Here is a 24,750-nt window from a genome sequence, read left to right as displayed (position 1 = left end):
GAATCATGAGAACAAATAAAAGAACAATTAACTATACAAAAGAAGATAATAAACTTATGAATGAACGCAAACGCGTTCAAATCGAAAAAGAAGTGATCTCACGTCGTGGAGGTGATTTAGACTTTATCAATGCCATTGCCCCGCAATCCCTAGACCCGCTGCCAGATGATTATATCAAGACAGCGACGGGCTATAGCACTTGTATTCATATCGTCGATCTTCCAGATTTGGTGCATTATTTTTGGATACGCGATTTGTGTGCTTTTCCCAACTCAATTTTTACTCTTACCATGGCTAACGGCGATAAATCAACAGTGATAAAACAAGCAAACCGTGCGTATCAAGAATATAGCAGCCGTATTGGTAAAGTCAACTCACCTGAAAAAGAAATTGAGGCACGCGAACAAGCTGACAAGATGTGGACACAAATTCAAACCTATCGAAAAAATAATACATCTATAAAAAAAGCAGTCTTACGTATCTTCCTGTACACCAATACCTTAGAAGAATTAATGAATGAGCGAGACAAGGCATTAAAAGAACTTTTAGATAAAGGGTACGAGGCTTGTGTCTATGCCATGTATCAAAAAGAAGAGTATGAATCCCTTTCTTTACCCTTTAATGTTCAAACTTCGCTCGCAAAGCCCTTAGAGCTTAAAACAAGTGATATTGGCTACGGTGCGCCTTTTGATAAAGTGGATTTACTCGATCCCTTTGGAGCTTATATTGGATATACGGCATCCGGTTTAGTTTTATTTGATTTGCATCATGTGGACAATAAACGAAAAGCCGCAACAGGCGTCATTTTTGGGCAAATGGGATCAGGGAAATCCAATCTCACAAAGCAGATTATTGAAGCAGAACTGGCCAAGGAAAATAAAATACGTATCTATGTTATTAGTGATGAGTACGATAATATTATTGAGCAATATGGCGGGGTTATGATTAATATCTTTGGTGAGGAGAACAGAATCAATCCTTTTCAAATTTTTCCAACGGTTACAAGTAAAGCAGGTAATATATTAGAACATGGTAGCTTTACCGCACACATTTCAAAACTGGCCACAATGTTTAGAATGCTAGGGCCAACCATTGACAGTTTGGACCAGAATGTCCTAAGTTCTCTTCTTTTAATGTTTTATCAAGATTATGGTATTTTAAAATTTAAAAATTCAGAGTTCACAGAAATTGAACCTATTACTAGTCTTGAAAATGACGTTTACCCAATTGCATCTGATTTCCTCAACTACCTTGAAGAGAATGTAGAAAGTATTAAAAAGGCTTTACCTCTCCAAAAGAATCTGATGGTCTCCCTTGAAAAAATTAGTAGTGTTTTACAAATTATGACGGGGCTTCATGCTTCTATATTTAATGGTCCAACAGTACTTGAGTATGATGAGAATGAATTATTGGTGTGTTATGACATGCGCCAACGTGATATAGCAAGTAAAGAAGTTCGTGACTGTCAATTTTATTCTTCTTTAATGACCATTTCAAAGGAAGCTATTAATAAGGGACTAAGAGAGAAAAAATTATATACCACTAAAGAAAAGGACTTAGAAGATGTTATTCACATGACTGTCATCATGGATGAGGTTCAAAACTATCTGAATGCAGATATGGGCTATGCGGTGACCATTATCGCTAACTTTGTAAAAGAAATGCGGAAACTATTTGCAGGTTTATTGCTCATCACGCCATCTGCGCAACAATTTTTCCCAACCACGACGGATAGCGAAGCAGCGACACAAATGAAACAGATTTTCAATTTGTGTACCTATAAATTTTTCTTTAAAGCAAATGAGGGGGATATCAAACTTTATTCTGAAATCTTTAATAGTGCAATGAACCCCTCTCGATTGAAAAGCTTGACACAGTTTGGAACGGGAGATGCTTACCTTATTATTGGGGACAATAAAACCTATCGCATCAGGGTTCAGTTTGACCCAGAAAAAGATATGTTATACGCAGGAGGAATCTAATGATTGAAATAGATAAAACCACGACCTTTGATTATGTCATTGGGGGACGTTTCGGGATGAAATGGCTGGCTAAAATGGCCCTATTTGTTACATTGGCTTTAATTTTATCCAGTGTATTGCAAGTCAATATTGTATCGAAAGTATTGATCACTATTACTGCTTTAATTTTTGGAGTTTGGGCAACCGCAGATGCTTCGAAGATGAAGGGATGCTCGAATGGGAAGATGATTTTCCGAGCCTTTATTAAAGAGAAGAAGTATTTTGAAAAACCCCCTTATTTTAAAGAACGTGAGTACCTAGAATCCGATTCAAAAGAGGAGTGGTTTTAAAAATGATTAAACAAGCTCTAAAAAATATAATTCTTGGACAAAAAAAGAAAAACAGGAAGAACGATCTTGCAAGGAAGTACCGGAGGATTGGCATTGCGGTTGCCTCGCTTTTTCTAGTCGAAGTGATGATTGGTTACGTGGACGGTGGCTCAGGTAAAGTTACTTATGCGGCCCCAAAGCAGCTTTATATGACTCCAGATGAAGGTTCAAGTTCAATAAAAGCAGAGGTTTATTCGGTTGAAACTCTGCCGGACCACTCAAGCCGCACGATTTTTTATCTTACCACTGGTGAATATGATTATCATGAGAAGAAAATAGAAGCCAAAGCGGATAAAAAGGTCATCAAGGGAGAAATCCTGAACGATAGGTATTTTGCCGTAACGACACCTAAAGAGTGTGATACAGAACATCTCTCTGTGACCTTAACTTCAAATAATGGAACAGAGAATGTTCAAGTGATTCATTTTAATTTCTCTGTCAATACAGACAAATCAAGTGAGAACAAGTTTTCTCCTTATGACAAGAAAACCTATGACCTCCTCTATGTTCAATCACGTATCGAAGAAAGTCAAAAAAATGTAGAGCATTATAAAAAAACCATTGATGAGAAGAAAAAACAAATTCAGCTTAATAATGTGCAAATTACTTCGTTGAATAAGTCCTTGAAAGAAACCACGGTCAAGACGGACCAGAAGGATATTCAAACTCAAATTGATAATCTCCAACAAGCCATCCAACAATTAAATGGAACAGTGAAGGAAAATGAGAAGCATTTATCGGATGAAAATGGGCATCTTGATCAGTTGAGAAAGGAGAAAATTGATTATGAGAAAAAATAATTTTGAAGATAACACTAAAATAGAGGAAGTATTAAAAGACAAGAAAAACTTAATTTTTCTTTTGGTTCTTAGTATGGTCCTCTTTATCTTTTCCCTCTATATGCTCTTTAGTCTTTTTATATAGGAGAGGAAAATGGCAAGAAATAAAAATGTTACGCCTCCTGTCAATGAAAGCATAACAAGTAGCTTTATAAGACATGTTCTAGGACTCATCATAGGCTCTGTAATCCTTATATTTATATGGTCACTTATGATTTCATACGGGATTTTTAGTAAGGGAGAATTAAATGTAGGTAACGTGGAGCGTTTGGGACAACAAATGCTCAATGTGGCTCAAGGTAAGGCTTCAATAAAAACGTTGTTGCCAAATAATTACACGCTACCTGGTGGAACGACACTCAATACCGATTTGTTACCAGCACCTAAAAACCCCCCTCAAGAACTACCAAAAGCAGAGGAAAAGCAAGAAGTTTCTATCCTCCCCTTTACAAAGCAGAAACAATTTACAAGGAGTGCCTTTGATAGCTTAGGACGTTCAGTCAAAAGTCAGATTCAGTTACAATTCAAGGATATGGCTTCACAAGAAGGCTTAGAGCGCCCTCAACGAATAAATTATAATCCGGTCGGGTGGCATAATTATAAATTTTCTTTTGAAAAGGACGGAAAGAAGCGTAAGGCTTGGTTGATGAATCGTGGTCATTTAGTGGGATATCAATTTTGTGGCATTAATGATGATGGACGAAATTTATTTCCTGAAACGACATGGACCAATGCAGGAGATTATGAAGATATGGATGATTCAAACCAACAAGGACAGCTCTACTATGAAAATAGACTGGCACGTTGGCTTAAAGAACACCCCAGTGATTGGCTTGATTTAGAGGTGACCCCCCTTTATAGAGGTCACCAACTTGTTCCAGACAGGGTAAGCTTAAAATTCATCGGCTTATCTAAAGACGGAAAGAAAATTCCCATCACGATTCCAAGCAGTTATGCAAGTCGCCTGAAGGACGGTGGGGAAGAGGTTATTCTCAGTAATTCTAGCCCAAATGCTGTTATAAATTATGCGACAGGACAAGCAACAGAAAGATAAGGAGAAACTTTGAAAGATACAGTTACCGTTGTTTTTAAAAAGCAACGCCATGGGGAGCGAAAACTAGAGCGTTTCCTCAATAGAAAATTGAAAAACAGTGTTTTGAGCTTTAAGCAAATTGATCAACTCGACATTGCGTGTCGGATTTATAACAGTCATAAACCAAATGCCAAAGCTTTAAGACCAAATTACATTTTTATCGTCAGCTTTAGCAACTATTTTTTAAAAAGTATGGAGATTAGTGTTCAAAGTAATCCGGATGAGCGTTTAAGTTTAGAAATACTTAAAGCCGTTGAAGAACGTTTGGGTCGGAACTTCAAGGAGAAAAATCTTCAGGCTCAAGAAATTGTAAAAAAGGACCTTGCAGAAGTCTTCCAGAGTTTTTTGAACAGTGGCTTCTTAATGACTTCTAAAACATGGTCAGAAATGTTGTATACCGCACAAGCTGGGTATAAGATTTGGGAGCAGAAGAAAGGTGATGTGCCCCAAGCTTTAAGGCGTAAGATCAATCAAATGTTTGCGATTAATAAAAAAGAGGAGGTGCTGAACTTTGTTCGATAAACTGCTTCAATTTCCTTTTTTAAACACCATTGGAACAAATTTAGGGAGCTATTCTTCTAACGATATCCAACGTGCTGGGGTTGATATCCTGCATGCCTACAGTCAATATTTCCAAAAAGGTACAATCTTAGGGATGATTTTTAGATGGGTAGAATCCTTTCTCTTTATGGTTCTCTATAACATTGACCAATTGCTCACAAAAGTGATATTTACTGTACTTGGTGTGAATACGGCAAGTGACACGAGTAATGTTACCGCCGATAGTTTTCAAGGGAGTATTATTGGCTTACTTGGCAATGGCGAGATTCAAAAATTTATTTTGCTTGGTATGTCTATTGGGCTAGGGATGTTGGCGCTGGTATCTATCTACTTGTATGGGAAGATTCTGTTGGGTCACCGCGTAGAGATGTCTAATGTTCTCACCAATGCCCTCACCTCCCTCGTTCTGCTTGTTTCAATGCCCATTCTTTTAACTGTTTCTTTACGCATTGGTGCTTATTTCTTTGTAGGACTTGCGACGCGCGATATTTCACCTACGGCAAATGGTGGCTACCAGGTCAATGCGAAGAAAAATAGTATTGATGATTTCGTTTGGGATGTCACAAAAGGCGGGATTGTTAATGTGGGAAATGCGGTCTATGCACGGGATATCACTAAGGGAAGTGGCCCTTATTATCAAACCTTAGGGAATGCGAGTCTTCCTGGTAATCGCCCGGATGACAGTGTGATTGACGATCCTACAAAATCGAATGAACCTGCAGAAGATGCCGTTTTTGGAAATTTTCCGGTACGTTATGTACAAAATAGAGGAGCACAGCCTACACAAGTTGGTGAGAGTAACCTCGTTTCAGTTATTGGTGCCTCAGATAAGAATATTGTGACCTCTAACTGGATGGGACAATTGTCCTCTTTGATGGTTACCCCTGCGGACGCTAAGAATTTGAATGAGGGGCTAAAAGATGGTGGCTCTGGAGGCAAAAATGATGGCGGCATATTGGCAAAAATTGGTGGCTTTTTTAAAAAAGTTACACAAGTTGTGACCAATGGCTCACCAGATGATCCAGATAATCAAAATACATTATGGGGGGCCCTTTCAGCTTATACTTATAGAGATGCCGCTTATGATCCAACCACCAATATTCAAGGGGGACGCTCTCTTCCTCAACCTGTGGGGATGGCAGATGTTATTCCAGCCATGTCTCCGAACAGAAACTTTCAATATGCATTAAACCCTGCTTATCTTGTCGTCTTAGTTTGTGTGGGCCTCTTGTTATTGGATATCTTCTATAAACTTTTAGTTGCTTTCTTTGATATTTTAGTGGCCTTCTTTTCTGGGCTCACGGGCATGGCAATGACTGTGGAGTCAGGGCGTGGTAATGTCGTCTTTATTGAGAGTGTCTTAAACTACGGCAAGATATGCTTCGTTTCAGGAGCCTCAATCTTTCTTTTTATCACGACACAAGCCGCTCTTCCTCTGATGTTTAGTATGTCCGGCCTCACAGGTTGGATGAGAGTGCTCGCAGAGCCTATTACTATGTCTGTCATTGCAATCATTTTCCTTAATGGCTCACAAGTCTTTGTGAAAATGTTTGGTGCAGATGCAGGCTTTGGTGTTGCAGGAGGTATCTTTGGGGCTTATCTTGGTAAAGGTGCGGTCAGTAAAGCTGCAGGATCAGCTGGGAATGCCATTAAAGGCCTCACGAAAAAAGGTGCAGGCTCTGCCCGTGATCGTATGATGGGCGGGCAATCAAGAGAATCGCAAGAGTACTTGCAAAACTTTGAAAATAGAGCACTTGAAAAAAATGCGGCTAAACTTGAAAAGAACCCCAATGTCTCTCGTGAAGGTAAGGAAGCAAGTTTTGAATTGGCGAAAAACAAAGGATTTGCAGGAAGGAAGAGAACACCTCTTCAAGCTGCCAATGCGGAAGCCTCAATTTTACGTGGGCGTAAGAAGGCTGGTGCTGAGTTGACACCAGAAGAAGAGACAAAACTTAACGACTACAATATGGCGGCTACCAACCGTGTAGCACGCTCTCCACTTCAAAAAGTTACAGGCCTTAGTCGACAACGTGCAGATGAATCAGCTCGTTCAACAAGCAAGACTACTGGCTTTAATTCAGGTCCCATTGATGCGGCAGGTTTACAACGCATTAACCAAATCAATGAACGTCGTGAACTTATGCAAAATAGAAAACAAGATATGGTTCAAGATGGTCAAGACACCAAGGATTCTTCAAAAGTTTCTTTGAGAAAAATGCGACAAGCGAATGTTTCTGGCGAAATGAAAGAGCCTCAAGGCGTTCAAGACTCAAACTTTGATTTTGAAAGTTTAAACATGACACCCCCTCCAGGTGTTGAAGAATTTAATCAAGAAATGGCTGGACCAGATGCACGTGTGAATGTGAATGTAGGAAATGGCAAAGTTGAGACTATCGTCAACGATAAACGTACGCTTCAAACTTCTAAAGTGGATATTCCAAAACTCGATGCTTCAAAAGTTCGTGCGGAAGCTTCACAATCCAAACTTGAGCGACTTAGTCAAGACGCAAAAGGAGCAGATTCAGAAGTTGATGTACGTGTTGAAAATGGCCGTGTAGAGAGTAAAGTGGATGACCGTCGTAGACTCCAAACTACAAAAGTCGATTTGCCTCAACCAGATACTTCAAAAATACGTGTGGATGCATCTCATCCCCAATCAGCACGTGTGACAAAAGAAATACAAGGCGCAGATGTGGAGATGGATGTTCGAGTAAAACAAGGAAAAGTAAATACTACAGGCAGTGTTAAGACTCCTGCAGTCCCTAATCTGGCACAATCCAATAAGGACTCTTCAGGTCTAAAACTCCCACAAGCCCCTCAAGGAGGTATAAATGATTAAAAACGCACTAAAGGCAAAATTTAAATTTTGGCTTTTAGGGTTATTCCTTCCTATCGGGAGTCTCATAGGAGGTGTGTGTCTTGTCGTCATTGTCCTTGCATCTATTTTTGCGGCGCAAGGGCCGACCAATACTTGTGATGCCACCACAGATGGTGGAAACAATTCAAATGTACCCGTCAATGGGGATTGGACCCACAAAGGGACAAGTGCCTATAATAATGCCAAAGAAATTTTTGATCACCTCACAAAAAAACAAGGCTTTTCTGGAGCAGGTGGGTCAGGAGCAGTAGCGGTTGCCAATCGTGAATCTGGCTTTGATCCTCAAGCAAAAAACCCGGGAGGTGGTGTTGCAGGTGTCTTTCAGTGGTCGGGATGGGACAATACGATCAATGGGAATCGGATTCACTCTGAGGGCTCCATTAAGGGTACTGACAGCTCAACCTTAACAATGAGTAATGAGATGAAACTTGTAGATTTTGAGTTAAAGGGGGGGTATAAAAAAACAAGGCAAATTGTTGGTACTGCAACCGATCCCACGCAGGCTGCACTCGACTGGTCTGTGAACTATGAAGGTGTAGCACTTTCTGATGGGCAAACCAATAAGGATAAAATAATTTCAGATGCAAAAGCTGCCTATATCTTATTTGATGGCGCCTCTATTCCAGATGAAATCATTGATACAGGAGGTGGAGACGACCCTTCAGATGATGATCAAGACTCTTCTTCAAATGATGCATGTGATTCGGATTCTGCAGTTACAGATGGCGATATTTTGCCTGATAAATTTAAATCTGGGGGAACATGGAAGCCTAAGGATTTACCGGAAGAGTTAAAAAAATATGCACATGATCCTAAAGCATTAGGTTTACAGTTTGGGAATGATTCAGGTTGGGACCGTCCGGGTAATCAATGTATCCATCTGACCGTTTCTTATTTTAATAAGATATGGGATGTGGTTTATACACACTGGCCAGCTTCTGGTTTATACGGTTATGAAACCGCAAGTCATTTGGCTAAACAGTTTGGCGGAAAGGTTTCTAAAAATCCTGTAAGTGGTGCTGCATTTCAGATTCCTGCGGGACAAGATTCTACAGGAAGTGCAGGACATACGGGAATTGTAGACTATGTTTTCAAAGATGGCACCCTTATGATTACGGAACAGAACTACCATAATATGTCAGGTGAAGCCAATGGAACAAGTGATACATGGAATTTCCGCTTGGTTCCAAAATCAGAATATGGAAAGACTGGATGGGGATTTTATGTGCTTGAAGGTCAAAAAGCAAAATGGGGTAAATAATGAAAAAAAATATTACGATTGGCCTACTGGGGCTCATTCTTGTCGGCGTATTGGTATTTAGTCTTGTAAAGCTAAATAAAACATCGACTAAGATCAGCTCACTCACACGTGAGTTGAAGCTAGAAAAGAAGGAACATGATACTTCTAAAAAGGATTTGGAAAACCTTCAGGTTGGTTATTCTGAACTAGAGCATAAGAAAAATAATTATGTGGTCACTGATCTAACGGAAGCTGCGACTACATTCTTCAATGCTTACTTAACGTTGAACTATCAAAGCGGAAATAATGAAGCAAACCAAACTGATTATAATAAGCGTAAAGCAGAAGCACAAAAAGTCGCTTCCCAAGAAGTTATTGATAAGTATTTCCAACCGGCAGCTTCTAGTGCTGCGGTGAGCTCCGAGCTGGAAAACCTACAAGTCTTTGTGGAAAATAAGGAGAACACTATTGTTACCGCAATTGTAACCTACAACCTGCATGTAACTGTAGGAAATACACTTAATCGAAAAACTGGTTTTTATAATCGCATTCAATTTGATACAGCTACTAAAAAAATTATTTCAGCAACTAATGTGGGACAGGTTCCTTCAACGGTGAATGAATAATTGATTTATCCTTATGTAAATTAAAACTTACATAAGGCTTATGGTACTTCTATGTGTATAGTTGCCACTCACGAGCGCCAAGAACTCAAAAAGTGAGTAGTAAATAGGGTCGCACCCTATAGGTATCTTTAATCTGGATAAAGTAAGGGACAATAATATGAAGACAGATGCAATAATAAAAAAAGTCAAAGGGTTATTAGCACTCGCACGTGATCATAAGGACCAGTCTACCGTTGATGAGGAAAGTCAATTGGCTCTTGTGATGGCTAAAAAACTCATGTTAAAGTATCACATAAAAAAGGAAGATTTAGAAGATACGGAAATAGAAACGGTGGAGGTCGCAACTTTTGATCATTTTAGCTGGTGGGAAGAATCCATGAGTAGTCTTATCGGTCAGCATTTCCGAGTGAAAGCCTATTATTCTAAGGGAAGTCAATCAAAAACTGTGTTAAAATATTATGGTTTGAAAAAAGATGTGACACTCGCCAAAGACTTATATTTATTGGCTCTAAAAAGTGTCGCTTACTATACGAAACGTTTCATTACTATTAATAGTAATAGTAATAGTAATAGCAATGCACAAGACTATATTATTGGTTTTTTGGCAGGACTTCAAGAAAAATTTAATCGATTTAATCAAGAAGTTAGAGCGATTGCATCAAGAGAGCTTATACTCTCGCTAAACGTTCCTGAGCAAGTTGAGAAATCTTATACGACACTCTCTGCTCAATTTGAAAAGAGTGATCTCTCCCTTCCTCAAGTCGAGGACATTAAGAGCTATGAAGAAGGATTTTTTCAAGCGAGCTTATTACATTTTGATCAGAATAGACAATCAGAGATAAAACATATTACGGTTTAAGCCGAATTGAAAGAAGTAGTAGAAGAATGAAACTATTTATTTTAACAGAAAAAAATACCCAGCAAGCCAACCCTTTTGCGGAGGCGCTGTTTGGTCATACAAAGAAAAATGAAGATGGCTTTTACGCAGGATTCTGGCAAGGCAAGGAGACTGTGATTGGTTATTTAGGTGGCCACCTTTATGAGCAGTTACTGCCAGAAGAATATACGGAATCTTGGGATTCTCAGTTGGTTACTGCACGAGAGCTGATTCAATGTCAACCCCTTTTGCCATCGGTATGGAAAGTAAAGCCTAAAAAAGGAAAGGTTGGTAATCAGACGATTGCGCGCTTATTAAAAAAAGTTCAGAAATGGGGACGTTGGGCAGATGATATTTACCAGGCAACAGACCCAGATAGAGAAGGGACAGTATTAGGACGGGAAGCACTCCGAGAGCTTGGTCTTCTAGAAAAAACCAGTACACGTGTCTATGTGAATGATATGGCGAAAAGTCAGATTGTTCGTGCTTTCTTAAAACCAAGTCCTCTTGCGACGGATGATTTACTTTTCCTTGCGGGCCAAGAGCGTAGAAAAGTTGACTGGTTAGGTGGGATTGCTTGTTTTGGGCTTATGAAAGCCGAAAATCAGTTGCGAGGGCTTGAAGGTAAGGGAACAGGCTCCATTGGTCGAGTAAAAACAGGGGTAGCTATTTTTATCTACAATAATAATCAGACGATTGACCATTGGGACCCTGAGCTTCCAGAAAATAACAAGTATGGGATTGCCTTTCAAACTGAAGATGGCTTAATTTTAAAGTCAACGACTCAATTTTCGACAAGAGAGGAAGCCGAGCAATGGGTAAGGCAATATGGTCACACGTCACATGTTAATGTAGAGCGTAAAGACAGTATTGAGGATAACCAAGCACCTGCCTTATTAAAATTAAATGATATCCAGACTTGGGCAAAGGCACAAAAAATAAAAAAAGCGGTCTTGCCTTACCTCGAAGATTTGGCTTTAAAGGGCTATATTACGTATCCCAGAACTTCCGTTAATGTTGTATCTTCTTCATTTCAAGATGAAGCATTAGCACCTGTTGCAGAGCAGGTTCGCGATCTTCTTGGCTTAAGTATTTCCTTGCCTCAAAAAAACACCTTTGAGAAGCCGTGGGTCAATAATGCTAAAGTAAAACATGCGGGACACACGGCCAATACGTATGGAAATAATATCCCCTCTCAAAGTACTTTGGAGTCGATGGAGAAAGAGACACAAATGCTCTACCGTTTTATTTCTCTTCGTACTCTAGCACCGATGATGCCAGTAGGTAAGGATAATGTGGCTCACTATAGTGCTGTCATAGGAAATCTTACTTTTAAAGCGAGGGCTACTCAAGTCAAGGAATTGGGCTGGCGAGAAGTTCCAGAACTCACGAAATCAAGTAACAAGAGTGGAGAGTTGGATTCTCCTTTTATTTCTGGTGGTCAAAAAGCGATTCGTTTAGGCATCCAACGGATTAGGAAGAATCCACCTGTTCGTATTACGGAAAAGAACCTTCCAAAACTAATGGACAAATATGGTTTGGGTACCCCAGCGACTCAAGAAGGTATTATTAAACAAATGTTTGATTACAAACAAATTGAAAATAAGAAAGAAGGGAAAGGTAAAAATTACTTGATTGTCACATCAATTGGGGAAGGCTTGGTTCATAATCAACCGTTGTATACGTTTGAATATACCAAAGAATTAGGTTTGATGTTACAAGATATTCAAGGCTTAGGAGAGAGTGATACCCCACTCCCTGCTGGAATTGCCCTTCAGAAAATGGCTGAAAAGATAGTAGTATGGCGAGAATCTCTTTTGGAGCGTGTTTCACCTTCTATGACTTTCTTTAAGGCCAAGCATTCTATGAAAAATAAAGAAGGAAAAGCTATTTCCTTTAAACCTGAGTGGTCCACTCATAAGTTTACGGATACAGAGTTAGAGCAGTTGGCAAGGGGAGAAGAAATCTCATTTGTTAAGGATGGGAAAACAATTACTGGAATGCTAAAAAAACAAACCTATAAAGGCAAAAAATTTATTGGTTTTATGCCAGATTGGAATGATAAGTATGAAAAAGCAAAAGGAGTAGGAGAATGAGTGACTATAATAAGCGATTAATTTTAAGGTATGTCAAAGAAAATGGCTATTTGGATCGTGAGATGTATCAGGCTGTCTTATTGTCCTTAGATTTAAAAGAAAATGGGATATCTGTAAGTATGAGTAATGCGGTAGCCTATGGTAAACATCTTATCGGTGAAACTGCAAAAATTGATGTGAATGTTTATAATCAGTTGGTCTCACTTTCTAAAAATATTTGGCGGCTTCGTAACATGAGTACGAAGGAAGAAGAGGATGAATTACATTGCCCATTATGTCACCATCCCGTTCGTGTTATGCAGGAACATGTTGTGTGTGAAAATAATTTGTTAAAAAACAAACGAAGCTGTCCTTTTTATTTTCCTCGGACCTTTGTGCAGCATACTTTTAACGAAGAAGAGATTAAACTCTTATTGGAGGGAAAAGTTACGCCAGTAATTACTGACTTTCAACGCAAGAACCAAACAACATTTCAAGCACGCGTTTATCTAAACAAAGAAAATAAACTTGAATTTTATTCAAAGAAAAAGGAGCAACAATGAGAAGTAACCCTCGAAATTTACAACCCACCCAAGAAGAAGTACCACAATCTTCTCGTAAAAAATCAAGAAAAATACTTTGGGCAAGCATAGCCCTTTTTACTGTAGTGCTTGTAGGTTCAGCTATAGTCATGTTTAACCAACAAGAAGAGCATTTTAAACAAATACGAGAGAAAAATGTGGATCTCTATGCGACACAAAAGACTACTCAAACGTCTTCATCTTCACAGAAGAAAGATGAAAAGCCACAGAAAAAGACTGATAAAAAATCTGAGAAGAAGAAAACGTCAAGTTCAACAGAAAAAGTTACCCACTCCACACCCCTCTCAAAGGCCCCAGTTGAGGAATCTGAAGTTACCTCACCATTGAAAACCACAGAAGCGGCCGTAGAGCCGATAGAGGAGCCAATAGATGAAACACCTCAAGTTTCTACTGTTGATAAAGCAACAGAAGCGAATGAAGGCTCAGAAGGGGAAACGTCAGTAAATTCTTCTGAAGTAGAACCTACAGTTCCACAAAAAGTAATTATTCGTCCAGCCCGAGATATTGATTTAAAAGTGTATATTGGTCAAGATGTAGAATCAGTCACCGATGAATTGGTTAAAGAAGGTGCGGTTGTAATATGGAATTTTGTGAATGCGCCCTCCACACCGTCTCATCAAATTATGAGCGTTGAAGGACATGATAATGTGGCAACCTTTACAGTTGCAAGTTAAGTTCAGTGAGCAAAAAAACTCTCCCAATAACATAGATTTAAAAAGTTTGATTTTAATTGTAATCAAGCTTTTTTTGATGGCTGCGATAGTATGCATTGCATGAATAAATAGGTTTTGGTATAATATCTTTATAAATATTTTTTTAATTACCATTCCTTATAGCGCTTGGAGCCCTGTCACTCACTTGAGTTACATTATAAACATGTCATAATGCGCAGAATGACTAGCAAAATCAAAATGAAAGCCACAATGCTTTTTGTATTGCGAATAAAAAGAAGCGAGAAGCGTAGCCTAATCTTGTTTCATTTGTGAGCTTGACTTGCTTTGGTCGAAACTCTCTTAAACAGCTACACAACTGTGTAACACCTCTATTTTTTTGTGTGCACTAAAACCCCAAAATACTTCGGACAACTTGCTCCGTTTTATGAAAAGCTTATAACAGGAGAACTCAACTTGAGTTCCCTTTTTATATATAAAATTACATATACTACTAAAAGAAGAACCATCCTTTGATTTGAGAACATTATTCTCAAACTGAAGGTGGTTTTTTTGCATTTAAAAGGAGAAAAAAATGAACACCCACAAAGAAGAACCTTGATTTTAACGCATAAAAATATTTTTGTGTAAACACTGTATTACCTGTATCCATAGGATACCTTAACCCGTTAAAGTCCAAAAATTAGAAGGAGGCATACGATGACGGAAAAACAACAACTCATTATTGATTTATTTTTGAATAAAATTCAAAAAAATATCTTAGGCTACTCAGAAAGAGTACAAAACGTTCTTAATTCTTTTGATTACCAAGAGAAATTGGAATTTCAATTTTCAAAAGAAAGTAAAATGTATCCAATTTTTGTAAAAATGTTTAAGAACGATTCTCTAGAAGCCTTTCAAGATTATCAATTTTCAGTTTTCTCTCAACGTCCGAATCCTGAATATGATTTTCTTGATTATGGTGTTCAAGAAATTGTAGGGCAACTGATTGAAGATGATAAAGCAAAAGAGTCTGAGGAAGTGTATCAAAAATTACTTGCTCGTATGACTGGAAAAACTGATGCAAAAGAAGTTGATGTGATCAACTTAACTGTTGCTCAAATCATGAAGAAAGCAAAATCAGAGATTGAAAAAGCTCAAAGCTTTGGGTCAAAACTCTATAAAAATTTTGGAGAATACTCTTGGGATGGCAACTTATCTCAAAACTTGATGATTGGCCAAATTATGGATAATAAAAGCACGCTTACGAACATTGCCAATAAGTTAGAAAAAGCTTACTGGATGTATGGTCGAACTTCAGCGCTTGAAATTAAAGCTCGCACAAAAGTCGCAAGCATTATTAGTTTTATCCAAGGACTTGTCTCACAGTTTAATCGTTTATTTAAAACGGCCCAAGCTGTTAATCGGAGAACCTTGGTCGAAAGAGAGGATCTCATTGAGGCCATGCTCGATTTAAATGTACCAATCCACCAATTGGAACTCGTTGAATACAACGTTTGTTCTGGAAAATATAATGAAAAAAAGAACTTACTTTGTTCTAAACCGACTCTAACCTTAATTAAGGGTCAAAAAATTGCGTAAACTCATACTAATAAAGGAATAAAATGAAAAAAAATATTTTAAAAGCATCTGTAATCTCACTGTCTATACTTGTTGTACTGTTCATAGTTAATACTCTATTTTTAAAGGATTCTTTGAAAATGGTCGGTATTAGTTGGGGCTTATCAACACTCTATATGGTGTTGGCATTAGCAATGAGCGGACATTTTAAATTACATTCTAAGGGAGAAAAAAATGAAAAATAATTATATGAAGGCATTGAAATCAAGCTTCAGCATTCTCAACTGTTTGGGTTATGCAATAGGAACTCTCCTTGCGGGATTACTCAAGCACGAGTCGATGACTCTTTCTACTCCTCTTATAGTTTTAGAGGTGGTATTAATAGGAATATTTGTCGTGAATCCTTTGCTTGAAATGTTCAAGAATAGAAAAATAAAAACTAAATAACAACTCTTGTCAATGATAAGACTGTTGCACTCAGCCCACGAAGTTGTGGCTGTCAATTTCTCTCTATAGAGTAGAAAGGAGGGTGTGCTTATGCATAAAAAGCATAAAAACACTCGGTGCACGAGGTACTACAAACTTTCTCGCGTTCAAAAGAACAAAAGAAAAAGCCCTCAGAAAGTAAACGGCTTTCTGAAGGCAGTGGTACTGGGTTTGGCAGTGAAATACAGTGGTGATTTAATCATTACTGTTGTTCACTTCCTAACCGGTCTTATCAACTAGATAAGACCAGTGTACCAAAATATGCTCACGGAGTCAATTTCTTCGTGGGTTGGGCGCAGCAGTCTTGTTCTAGGCCAAGTAAATAAAACGGACTCTCACAATAGAGTAGTCAAAAATAAAAAATCAGAAATTTAATAACAACTCTTGTCAATGATAAGACTGTTGCACTCAGCCCACGAAGTTGTGGCTGTCAATTTCTCTCTATAAGAGTAGAAAGGAGGGTGTGCTTATGCATAAAAAGCATAAAAACACTCCGTGCACGAGGTACCTCAACTTTTCTCGCGTTCAAAAGAACAAAAGAAAAAGCCCACAGAAAGCCGCAAACTTTCTGAAGGCAGTGGTACTGGGTTTGGCAGTGAAATACAGTGGTGATTTAATCATTACTGTTGTTCACTTCCTAACCAGTCTTATCTCTAGATAAGGCTAGTGTACCAAAATATACTCACGGAGTCAATTACTTCGTGGGTTGAGTGGAGCAGTCTTGTCTAGTTCAAGCATATTGTCTTCTGTTTTTTTGATATAATATAAGTAAATTCCCTCTATTAAGGAAACTAAAAAATGATAATAAAATATTGTAATGGTCTCTCTCAGCAACTTGAGGAACACCAAAAGGTGAAAGAAATCCTTCAGGCATTGATTGAGCTTCCAGAGGATGCGGTTATTTTATTTTGGGATGAAAATCATCTCGAAAATTTCATAAGTTTACCGCTTCATACCTTGGATAAAGAAGATTTGGATGAGCACCATCCGATTTTACAAATCTTTGTATCCGATATGTTAGTCTATGCTGGACAACCATTAGAAAATTAACAACTAAAAAGAGAAAAGAGAATAAAAATGATAAATAATGTTACCTTAGTCGGACGTCTTGTACGTGATCCTGAACTCCGATATACTCCCCAAAATACTGCAGTAGCGACTTTTACTATAGCAGTAAATCGTCGCTTCAAAAATGCACAAGGCGAGCGTGAAGCAGATTTCATTAATTGTGTTATCTGGCGTCAATCCGCTGAAAACTTGGCCAATTGGGCTAAGAAAGGGGCATTAATTGGTGTGACCGGAAGTATTCAAGTACGAAATTATGAAAACAAAGAAGGTCGACGTGTATATGTGACTGAAGTATTGGCAGAACATTTCCAAATGCTTGAGAGCCGTGCAACACGTGAAGGTGGACATCCTGCAGCACCTGCAGCACAAAATACTACACCTGGACAAACTGGTACTCCAGACTTCGGGCGTAATAGTGATCCATTTGGAGGCGAACCTATGGAAATCTCTGATGATGATCTTCCATTCTAAAGCACCTTATTTAAAAGTTTAAAAATTTAATAATTAAAAGAAGAAAATACCTTATAACAAGAAAACCTATTTTTTTGTTAAAGGTATTTTTTTATGGAGAAGAGAATGTGTACAGAAATTAATGGCAAACAATTAAAAAGTAGCTTTTGGTTAGATTTTAGTATTGCGGAATATTTTGGTTCAAAGGCAATATTAAACTACTATTATAGAGCGATGCAAGATTGGGGAACAGATGTATCCTATGCGAAAGAGCTTGTTTTGGTGCTCAACCATAAAATTGCTCAGTATTATGAAAAAATGCCGCTATTTGCGGAACTATATTATGATTTATGGGAAAAAGCAGATGAACAATGTCGAACTTATTTTTCTGAACCAGGGCGTGAGTCTTCATTAGAAGAATATTTAAACTTTCTAGACTAAAGAGGGAGAACAAATGATTAAAATATATTTTGATGGTGAAGAATTAGAATTGAGAAAATCAACGTATTCAGAAAATAATGCTGTTTATATTGGTGCTTATAATTCTAAAGGAGAGCTCTATACAGATATTACTACCAATGTACAAACGTTTAACCCGTTCCTTGATTTTGAGTCAGGTGTACAGTATTTCAATGCTAATGGGTTACATGCGCAAGAGTTAAAAGAAGTACTAGTTCAAGAAAATATCATTGATTTAGATGAATGTGAAATGAGTATTCAAAGTGGTTTTGTTCTGTATCAGGCCTACCCTTTCCATCGATTAGAGGAAATGAACTCAGTTGAAGATTAAATATAGAGATAATTAAAAGGAGAAAAAATGACAGCAAAACTTTACAATACAACCTGGGCTTACGAGAGTATGATGGATAATTATACTTATCTTGATGAATCGTCATTTGACCTTGGTCAAGGAGATACGGAACATGAGAACACCGTAAAAGAATGTGAAATCTGGAAGCAATTGTATTCAACATTCCTACCTGCTTTAAAAAGTGTCTATTTCAATAAATTTGGAGAAGATTGGGAAAACACAGATGTTTATTTGGATTTTCTTATGGTTGATAATAAGACTTTACTTATAGGGGTTCGAAACTGGGGGAGTCCTAGTGATGAGAATACGTATTTCGAGATTAAACCCGATAAAAAATATTTCCCTTCAGGTTTTGAACTAATCGAAATGGGAAATAAAGAAGCATTGGTTAGTGTCATTAGTGACGGACCAGTTAAAATGAATAAAGAATATTTTGAGACAAATTTTTCGATTCAAGAACGTTTAGAACATGTCGTGGAATACTTCAAACTTAACTTCAATAACATTGCGATTGGAGATTATACTGGAGATCCATGCGATACATATTATGATGGTGCAGATTCTGACTTTCTTTTGTTTGATATGCGTAATGGAGCAGATGAGGTTATTGATTTTCCAACTATTGATGGAAGTTATGATCTCTTTGAGTATATTTATGAGCAATTTGGAATTGATTATAGACTTCAAGATAAAAAATAAATTTAGAGAATAAAAGATAAGACTTCAAAATAATTTGAAGTCTTTTTTTATTTATCTTATTGGAGCAAATCTAGGAAATTACAAATTGATTAAATAGAGTAAATTAGCAATTGTAATATTTTAGACTTAATATAATGCTTTCATATTAAATACTTTTGTTCATTATTTGGGTATTTGTTCATGTATCTATAAATCGTAGTTCTTGAAGCTCCCCAAGAATCTGCAATATTCTTGATTGGTGTTCCATTATCTACAAGAGTCTTAAGCAGTGCTATATCTTTTTCTGTAAATTTCTCAGGCCGACCGCCTAATCGGCCTCTTGCGCGTGCTGCAGCTCTCCCTGCAGTAGAACGTTCAAGAATAAGATTACGCTCAAACTCTGCAAATGCTGCGAATAGATGAAACATGAGTTGCCCAGTTGAGCTTGATTTATCCATCGTGATATTTTCTTGCAAGCTATGGAAACTCACTCCTTTATCATTTAGTGAGTTGACTATGCTGATTAAGTCCTCCATATTTCTTCCCAATCGATCTAATCGCCAAACAACAATTGTGTCACCAGGACGAGAAAATTCTATTGCGGATTTTAAACCAAGTCTATCTTTTTTACTTCCAGACATATGATCATTAAATATTTTTTCACAGCCATATTTTTTGATACTATCTTTTTGTAAATCTAAATTTTGTAGCCCAGTCGAAACTCGTGCATATCCAATATTCAAATTATTGCACCTCCGTTACTTTAATTGTATCATAACTTAAAAAATCACTTATAAATGAACATAGATTAAATTATGGGTTAATGACAATAAAAACACAAGATATTGTTGAAAATTATCAAAAATAATAAGTGTCCATAAAACCTCCATTTTATGAACACAGAATAAAAGCACTATTTAAAAGTTGTAGCTTTAAATATAGATAGCTTGATATTTTAATTTTTAAAAAGTGATAGAATCCAATTAACTTTTATTATAATTCTTTACCAAAAAAATATTTTCAAATATTACGAAAACACTTTTTATTCTCACCCACGAAATGTATATTGTATTGGTTTTAGTATAATAGAGACTATTGTAAGGAGACCATAATGACCACAAGAAAAGAAATGACAGAACTCTTAATAAGAGAAGTACAAGAATCAGCTCTATTAATTAAAGAAGGAAGATATGAGCAACTCAGACTCCTTAGAAGAGACCAGGATAAATTTATCAATTTACTTGAAAGTACCAGTTTTATAGAAGACTTCTCATCATGTAAAGAAGAACAATTCTCATCAAAAGAAGAGCATGCAGCTGACGTGGTGCGACCAAATGAAATACAAACTGAAATAGAGAAAACTAACCAAAGCGAACCAGAATCAAAACATCCCAACGACTTTATAATTAATAGCTATTCGGGCCCATTACTGGATTTCTTTAAAGGCCGTGATCTTGAACTTGTAAATAAATTCATTGACAATGAACTGGAGGACCACAAACAAAAAGAAGAAAGATTTAAGAAATATATTGACCAGGAAGCCGTCTTTAATAAATCTGGTATTGCACTTAATCCTGCAGCATTCGCACTTCAAGATTTTAGAAACTTGGCGCGTGAAAAAGAAGAAAATATAAACGCAAAAAGGGATGAAAATAAAAATCATCCAGAGGAGACAATCCTTAAGAAGGTGGAACCCTTAAATATAAAAGTGGTTAAGCGGGCTTCTACAGTTAAAGAGGAGAAAGAGAGAGAACCAAAAGTTTTAGTTGAAGGTGCTTTTCATAAACATGTATCTGGAGGAAATGTAAAAGACCATAATATATCTGAAGCTATTATACGTAGTATGTGTCTTGAGGATGGAGAAGTCCTTCGAGTGATAAACTCTCCACTGGGTGCTTGCCCGTATACAGTGGAGCGAACTGGACAAAAACAAGAAGTTAAGCCCTCTACATTACAAATTTTTAACCTTGCAATTGTTGAAAAAGACGAGCAAGAAAGATTATTTATCCAGAGAACTGTCAATGGTGAACTTCTAAGTGAGAGAACAAACCAATCAACTTTTTATCCAAATTCAAGGATGATCACACGTCATTTTTTAGAAGAAGGAAATCTTGTAGAGCTGAGATGGTTCAAGAATAGTCCTGAATCTATGAATGTGAGCTGGGTGTACAAACAGGAGGAAATAACGCCAATCCAACACTCAGAAAGAACCCGGATAATAAAAAAGGACAAAGCGCCTTTAAGCACAGCTCCAATCCAAAACTATGCATTTGACCTTCAGGGGTTAAAAGTATTGATCGTAGGGGGAGCACCATTCTGGCCAAATTGGAAACAAAGTATTGAAGCGAATAATGGGGAATTGACTACTTATGATTCTAAAAACAAAAAACCAAAACGTGAAATCTATGAAGCTCGTATTGCTAAGGCCGATGTCGTACTGTTTTGTCAAAACATGTTGTCGCATGGGACCTATTATATGGGTAAATCAATTTCAAAAAAATATGATGTTCCATTTACAAATTTCACGAGTTATGGCATCGGGAATATTTTTGAAACACTGAAGAAGATGAAAGAACAAGAACGAGTACTTCAGGATAATGAAGAACCTGCAGAACTTGACTATGAAAAATTCTTATCATGGACTAATCGTATGATAAAAGAAGTCTTTAGAGAAGAAGAAAAGTCACGAAAAAAAGAGATGCTCTCCGACTGGACAGCCTCTTATAATAAAAATAAAGGACACTTTAATCGGGAGCAACGTCGTAACCTCTCAAAACTTCATAGCAGCATGGACAAGTTCTCGGGAACCATAAGATAAACGAAAAAATGACTAAATTTAAGTTAGTCATTTTCTTGTGTCATTTTGTTTGCATCTTTGAGTAGTTCCTCTACCCAACGCCCTGAGGCTTTGAAGCCATAGACATTCTGTATATCAAGTGCATCTAAGTTATGCTTTGCGATATAAGATACGCGAGCATCATGTCGTAGTGCCCCATGTTTATGAGGAAGATTAAAGATTGAGAGTGCTTTACTTAATCGACTAAGAAGTGTCATATGAGGCATTTTACTCCCTTGGACATTAATAAAAAGAAATTCTTCTTCTGAGAGATGGCGAGGATATTCTCGTAAAAAAGCAGCTTCTTTTTTAGTCCATTGAAATAAGGGAAGAAGATGTGCACTATCAGGTGTCCCCATCATCTTTGTAGACCATCCTTTAGAAAAAAGAAGGAAGGCTAATTGAGAGTCTACTCTTAAATCTTTATTTTCTAGAATTTGTTGGGCCATTTGTGTCCAATCAAGGTGAAGTGCTTGTTTAGCTCTTTGTATTTTTTCAGTAGAGATAGCCCAGGTTAGAGGAGGTACTGGAAGATGTAACTCAACAATAAGAAACTTATAGTATTGATTAAGACATTGGTGAATCTTGTTATAAGTTAAAGGGGAATAAACTTGACTTATAATCTCGAACTGTTGTTGTATATCCTCTATACTTATTGTTGTTATTTTGTTTGTTTTTTGGAAGATAAAATTATTTTGCTTTAGACGATCAAAAAACACGGCTAACTTCCCGGCATAAGCTTGCGCTGTCTCTGGAAGTATGGCATCATTTTTAATTTTATAATCTACAAACGCTGCTTCATAAGGGAAACGGTCTGAAGGTATTGTTTTGTATTGTTTCATTGAGTTTCCTCCTTTTAAAAGGTATACTATGTTCTCTCTATTATAACACTCCAGAAGCCATCTACCTAAGGTTTCCACATATACATCAGGTTAATGTGCCTTTTGAAATTTCCACTTATAGTTTGATAAGAACTAAGGCATTTTGATATAATCAATATGTTAGACAAAACCTAAATTCATCAGATTACGTTAGGTCTTGCATCTGTCTGGCATTCTTCCTTGGTAGTGTCAGGGAAGTGTATGCTCGAATGGCGGAATTGGCAGACGCTGCGGACTTAAAATCCGTTGAATAATAATTCGTGAGGGTTCAAGTCCCTCTTTGAGCATTTTATATATTTATTTGAGAAATCGTTTTCAAGATGTTATAATTACTATGTAAATTTAATAAACTCTTACCTTTGACGCTGTGTTAAAGGTACACGCTCCCTTAGCTCAGTTGGTAGAGCACTTCACTCGTAACGAAGCGGTCACAAGTTCGAATCCTGTAGAGAGCATTCCTTAGTCAAATTGCGGTGGTGCTTTGTGGAGGCTACCTAGGGTTCTCTGATGCGTCGGAGAATCCTTTTTTTATTTTCAAGGTATTCTCTGTATAATTGTTAGCAAAAGTATACAATTTGATTTAAGAACTGTGGTATATTAAATGGGACAAATAGAAATTATTCCAAGTAGTTTCTTGTTATACATCCTCTAGCTCACACCTTATAGGTGTGCTTTTTATATAATGATTTGATAATAGGCGTTCGCGATGGTATAATCAATAGTACAATAGTCGCACTCACATAAAACCACTCCACCGGTTTGTGAGTGTTTTTTTGTTAACATTAGCTAACTTTATATTGAATTAACTATGCTATATTATAGACGGCAAAAATATAATATATTTGAATCAATTTTTATTTCTATACAGACAAAAACTACACTTTGCCAATGTAGTTTTTATTTTCTTTGTATAGAAAAATTCCTATGTTCTATAATAATGAGGCGTAATTTCTAGCTCTCTTTAGTATCTTGTTCGTAAGAACAATTTACTAAGGGGAGCTTTTTTTAAACCGCTGCTTAAAAGGGAACAATAGACCTTGAATGGCTAACTATTCCCTTTTTTGATATAATATCGAAGTAGATGTTTTAATAGACGGTGGCTCATGAAGGAGGTGAGGCTTATGATTGTAAGCTTAAAATCCAACGGAAAGGAGCTTTCTTATGGTGGCTGTAGCAATGTTAGTGACTGCAATTTGTAGTTTTCTGATCAGTTTGCTTACGTTTGTCATCTTGTTGATTGATAAAATCACAAAAAAATAAGGACCGTCTGACTTTGGCTAGTTACAGGTCCTTATGATCTAAATTACGCCACCGACTTTTAATCGGCTACATTGGACTTGTTGGAAGCAAGTCCTTTTTCTTTACCTATATATTATCATGATATGTTACCTTATGTCAATATAGTTGATTAAAATAACGTATATTCATATAGAAAAACAAAATTTTAGTTCGAAATGCTTATTATTAAGCATTATTAGTACTACTTATAAAAAAATGATATAATAAAGCCCTGTTCTATTAGGTGAGTCTCTTCAATCAGGGGCTCTATTTTTATAAATTTATTTTGGAGGAAGAAATGAACGATTGGTTTATAGATCTAGATGGCAGTACCAACTTAAAGTCCTACATGGAGGAAAATGGATATGTATTTTTAAACAGGAAAACAATTTATTGTATTTGTTGCAGAGAGAAGAACTAAAACTAGAATTAGACTTCTATCTCTTACTACAAGAAGGTGAAATATACAAAGAAATTGGCTATATCAAAGGGACTTACGATAATCTTAAAGAGAGCCTTAATCTTTTCAGGATAGTAGTCCATCCTGAGTATAGAGATAAAGGATACGGTACAAAACTCTATAAATTACTGGAAAATGAAGCATTAAATATCTTTCCGATAAAAGAAGTAGATGGAACAGTAGCTCAACAACCTGATCTAGAAAAGAGAGAAAGATTTTTTGAAAAACTCGGATTTACACTTAGGGATGGAAAAGTTGGTAAAATGAAAAAAAAACTTTAGGATATCGATTCTGGTCTATATGTAATATTTGATATACTTACTCTGTTGTCTCTCTACTTCTAATATACCTATAGAATTTTCCAAAGTGAGGACGACATATTACCTATTCCCATAAGTAGGTATTCATTAAGTCAGACACAGAAACTCAA

Annotated in this window: 24 protein-coding genes and 2 tRNA genes; 24 read left to right on the top strand and 2 right to left on the bottom strand. The window is 37.0% G+C overall.

Features of this window, described 5'->3' with window-relative positions; all coding sequences use genetic code 11:
- The first annotated feature begins 5 nt into the window (after positions 1-5).
- The 20 genes from BZZ03_RS00140 (at position 6) to BZZ03_RS00035 (ending at position 18,886) form a co-directional block, all read left to right on the top strand.
- Entirely contained in the window at positions 6-1,982 is a 1,977-nt protein-coding gene (locus tag BZZ03_RS00140; RefSeq protein ID WP_086581864.1) for an ATP-binding protein, read from the top strand.
- On the top strand, positions 1,982-2,311 hold the full coding sequence (locus tag BZZ03_RS00135) for a hypothetical protein (protein ID WP_086581863.1): 330 nt from the start codon (positions 1,982-1,984) through the stop codon (positions 2,309-2,311). Before BZZ03_RS00140 ends, BZZ03_RS00135 begins: the two co-directional genes overlap by 1 nt.
- 2 nt (positions 2,312-2,313) lie before the next feature.
- The gene (locus tag BZZ03_RS00130; protein ID WP_086581861.1) at positions 2,314-3,150 is read left to right on the top strand and encodes a coiled-coil domain-containing protein; all 837 of its coding nucleotides are present in this window, start codon (positions 2,314-2,316) and stop codon (positions 3,148-3,150) included.
- Positions 3,151-3,283: 133 nt separating this feature from the next.
- The gene (locus tag BZZ03_RS00125) at positions 3,284-4,243 is read left to right on the top strand and encodes a DNA/RNA non-specific endonuclease (protein ID WP_086581859.1); all 960 of its coding nucleotides are present in this window, start codon (positions 3,284-3,286) and stop codon (positions 4,241-4,243) included.
- Positions 4,244-4,252: 9 nt separating this feature from the next.
- Entirely contained in the window at positions 4,253-4,804 is a 552-nt protein-coding gene (locus BZZ03_RS00120) for a hypothetical protein (protein ID WP_086581857.1), read from the top strand.
- Positions 4,794-7,682, top strand: coding sequence for a hypothetical protein (locus BZZ03_RS00115; protein WP_086581855.1), 2,889 nt, complete (start codon positions 4,794-4,796; stop codon positions 7,680-7,682). Before BZZ03_RS00120 ends, BZZ03_RS00115 begins: the two co-directional genes overlap by 11 nt.
- Positions 7,675-8,982: a phage tail tip lysozyme gene (locus BZZ03_RS00110; protein WP_086581853.1), complete on the top strand. Its 1,308-nt coding sequence runs from the start codon at positions 7,675-7,677 to the stop codon at positions 8,980-8,982. Before BZZ03_RS00115 ends, BZZ03_RS00110 begins: the two co-directional genes overlap by 8 nt.
- On the top strand, positions 8,982-9,587 hold the full coding sequence (locus tag BZZ03_RS00105) for a hypothetical protein (RefSeq protein ID WP_086581851.1): 606 nt from the start codon (positions 8,982-8,984) through the stop codon (positions 9,585-9,587). The genes BZZ03_RS00110 and BZZ03_RS00105 overlap by 1 nt, the downstream gene beginning before the upstream one ends.
- A gap of 157 nt (positions 9,588-9,744) precedes the next feature.
- Positions 9,745-10,446 carry a DUF2786 domain-containing protein gene (locus tag BZZ03_RS00100; protein WP_086581849.1) on the top strand — a complete coding sequence of 234 codons (702 nt, stop codon included), beginning with the start codon at positions 9,745-9,747 and terminating at the stop codon, positions 10,444-10,446.
- A 26-nt stretch (positions 10,447-10,472) separates the two neighbouring features.
- Positions 10,473-12,560, top strand: a complete 2,088-nt coding sequence (locus BZZ03_RS00095) for a DNA topoisomerase (protein WP_086581846.1) — start codon at positions 10,473-10,475, stop codon at positions 12,558-12,560.
- Entirely contained in the window at positions 12,557-13,102 is a 546-nt protein-coding gene (locus tag BZZ03_RS00090; protein ID WP_086581844.1) for a topoisomerase C-terminal repeat-containing protein, read from the top strand. The genes BZZ03_RS00095 and BZZ03_RS00090 overlap by 4 nt, the downstream gene beginning before the upstream one ends.
- Entirely contained in the window at positions 13,099-13,815 is a 717-nt protein-coding gene (locus tag BZZ03_RS00085; protein WP_086581842.1) for a hypothetical protein, read from the top strand. The genes BZZ03_RS00090 and BZZ03_RS00085 overlap by 4 nt, the downstream gene beginning before the upstream one ends.
- Positions 13,816-14,511: 696 nt before the next feature.
- Complete coding sequence (locus BZZ03_RS00080) at positions 14,512-15,393, top strand: hypothetical protein (protein ID WP_086581840.1); 882 nt, start codon at positions 14,512-14,514, stop codon at positions 15,391-15,393.
- 23 nt (positions 15,394-15,416) lie between these two features.
- Positions 15,417-15,617, top strand: a complete 201-nt coding sequence (locus tag BZZ03_RS00075) for a hypothetical protein (RefSeq protein WP_086581838.1) — start codon at positions 15,417-15,419, stop codon at positions 15,615-15,617.
- On the top strand, positions 15,607-15,819 hold the full coding sequence (locus BZZ03_RS00070) for a hypothetical protein (RefSeq protein ID WP_086581836.1): 213 nt from the start codon (positions 15,607-15,609) through the stop codon (positions 15,817-15,819). Before BZZ03_RS00075 ends, BZZ03_RS00070 begins: the two co-directional genes overlap by 11 nt.
- 837 nt (positions 15,820-16,656) lie before the next feature.
- Positions 16,657-16,908: a hypothetical protein gene (locus BZZ03_RS00055; RefSeq protein WP_086581827.1), complete on the top strand. Its 252-nt coding sequence runs from the start codon at positions 16,657-16,659 to the stop codon at positions 16,906-16,908.
- A 27-nt stretch (positions 16,909-16,935) separates the two neighbouring features.
- Positions 16,936-17,397 (top strand): single-stranded DNA-binding protein, encoded by a 462-nt coding sequence (gene ssb / locus BZZ03_RS00050; protein ID WP_086581824.1) that lies wholly within the window; start codon positions 16,936-16,938, stop codon positions 17,395-17,397.
- A 105-nt stretch (positions 17,398-17,502) separates the two neighbouring features.
- Positions 17,503-17,817 (top strand): hypothetical protein, encoded by a 315-nt coding sequence (locus tag BZZ03_RS00045; RefSeq protein ID WP_198943941.1) that lies wholly within the window; start codon positions 17,503-17,505, stop codon positions 17,815-17,817.
- A gap of 13 nt (positions 17,818-17,830) precedes the next feature.
- Complete coding sequence (locus BZZ03_RS00040; RefSeq protein ID WP_086581822.1) at positions 17,831-18,166, top strand: hypothetical protein; 336 nt, start codon at positions 17,831-17,833, stop codon at positions 18,164-18,166.
- Between the two features lie 27 nt (positions 18,167-18,193).
- A complete protein-coding gene (locus BZZ03_RS00035; RefSeq protein ID WP_086581820.1) occupies positions 18,194-18,886 on the top strand; it encodes a hypothetical protein in 693 nt (230 codons plus the stop codon).
- A 140-nt stretch (positions 18,887-19,026) separates the two neighbouring features.
- Here the strand turns inward: BZZ03_RS00035 and BZZ03_RS00030 are convergent, their stop codons facing one another.
- Positions 19,027-19,608 carry a recombinase family protein gene (locus BZZ03_RS00030; RefSeq protein ID WP_086581818.1) on the bottom strand — a complete coding sequence of 194 codons (582 nt, stop codon included), beginning with the start codon at positions 19,606-19,608 and terminating at the stop codon, positions 19,027-19,029.
- 368 nt (positions 19,609-19,976) lie between these two features.
- Here BZZ03_RS00030 and BZZ03_RS00025 point away from each other — a divergent pair, with 368 nt between their 5' ends.
- A complete protein-coding gene (locus BZZ03_RS00025) occupies positions 19,977-21,683 on the top strand; it encodes a DUF2325 domain-containing protein (RefSeq protein ID WP_086581816.1) in 1,707 nt (568 codons plus the stop codon).
- Between the two features lie 23 nt (positions 21,684-21,706).
- Here the strand turns inward: BZZ03_RS00025 and BZZ03_RS00020 are convergent, their stop codons facing one another.
- Positions 21,707-22,543, bottom strand: coding sequence for a hypothetical protein (locus tag BZZ03_RS00020; protein WP_086581814.1), 837 nt, complete (start codon positions 22,541-22,543; stop codon positions 21,707-21,709).
- A gap of 242 nt (positions 22,544-22,785) precedes the next feature.
- On the opposite strand from BZZ03_RS00020, the gene BZZ03_RS00015 reads away from it, so the two are divergent.
- From BZZ03_RS00015 to BZZ03_RS00005, 3 genes are all read left to right on the top strand, one after another.
- Positions 22,786-22,869, top strand: a tRNA-Leu gene (locus BZZ03_RS00015).
- Positions 22,870-22,964: 95 nt separating this feature from the next.
- Positions 22,965-23,037: transfer RNA gene (locus BZZ03_RS00010), tRNA-Thr, on the top strand.
- 1,129 nt (positions 23,038-24,166) lie between these two features.
- Entirely contained in the window at positions 24,167-24,601 is a 435-nt protein-coding gene (locus tag BZZ03_RS00005; RefSeq protein WP_158092853.1) for a GNAT family N-acetyltransferase, read from the top strand.
- Positions 24,602-24,750: the final 149 nt, after the last annotated feature.

It is taken from the genome of Lactococcus petauri (assembly GCF_002154895.1).
Taxonomy (GTDB): Bacteria; Bacillota; Bacilli; order Lactobacillales; family Streptococcaceae; genus Lactococcus; species Lactococcus petauri.
The sequence above is the reverse complement of the archived record's forward strand: the minus strand, read 5'-3'. Positions and strand labels throughout refer to the sequence as shown.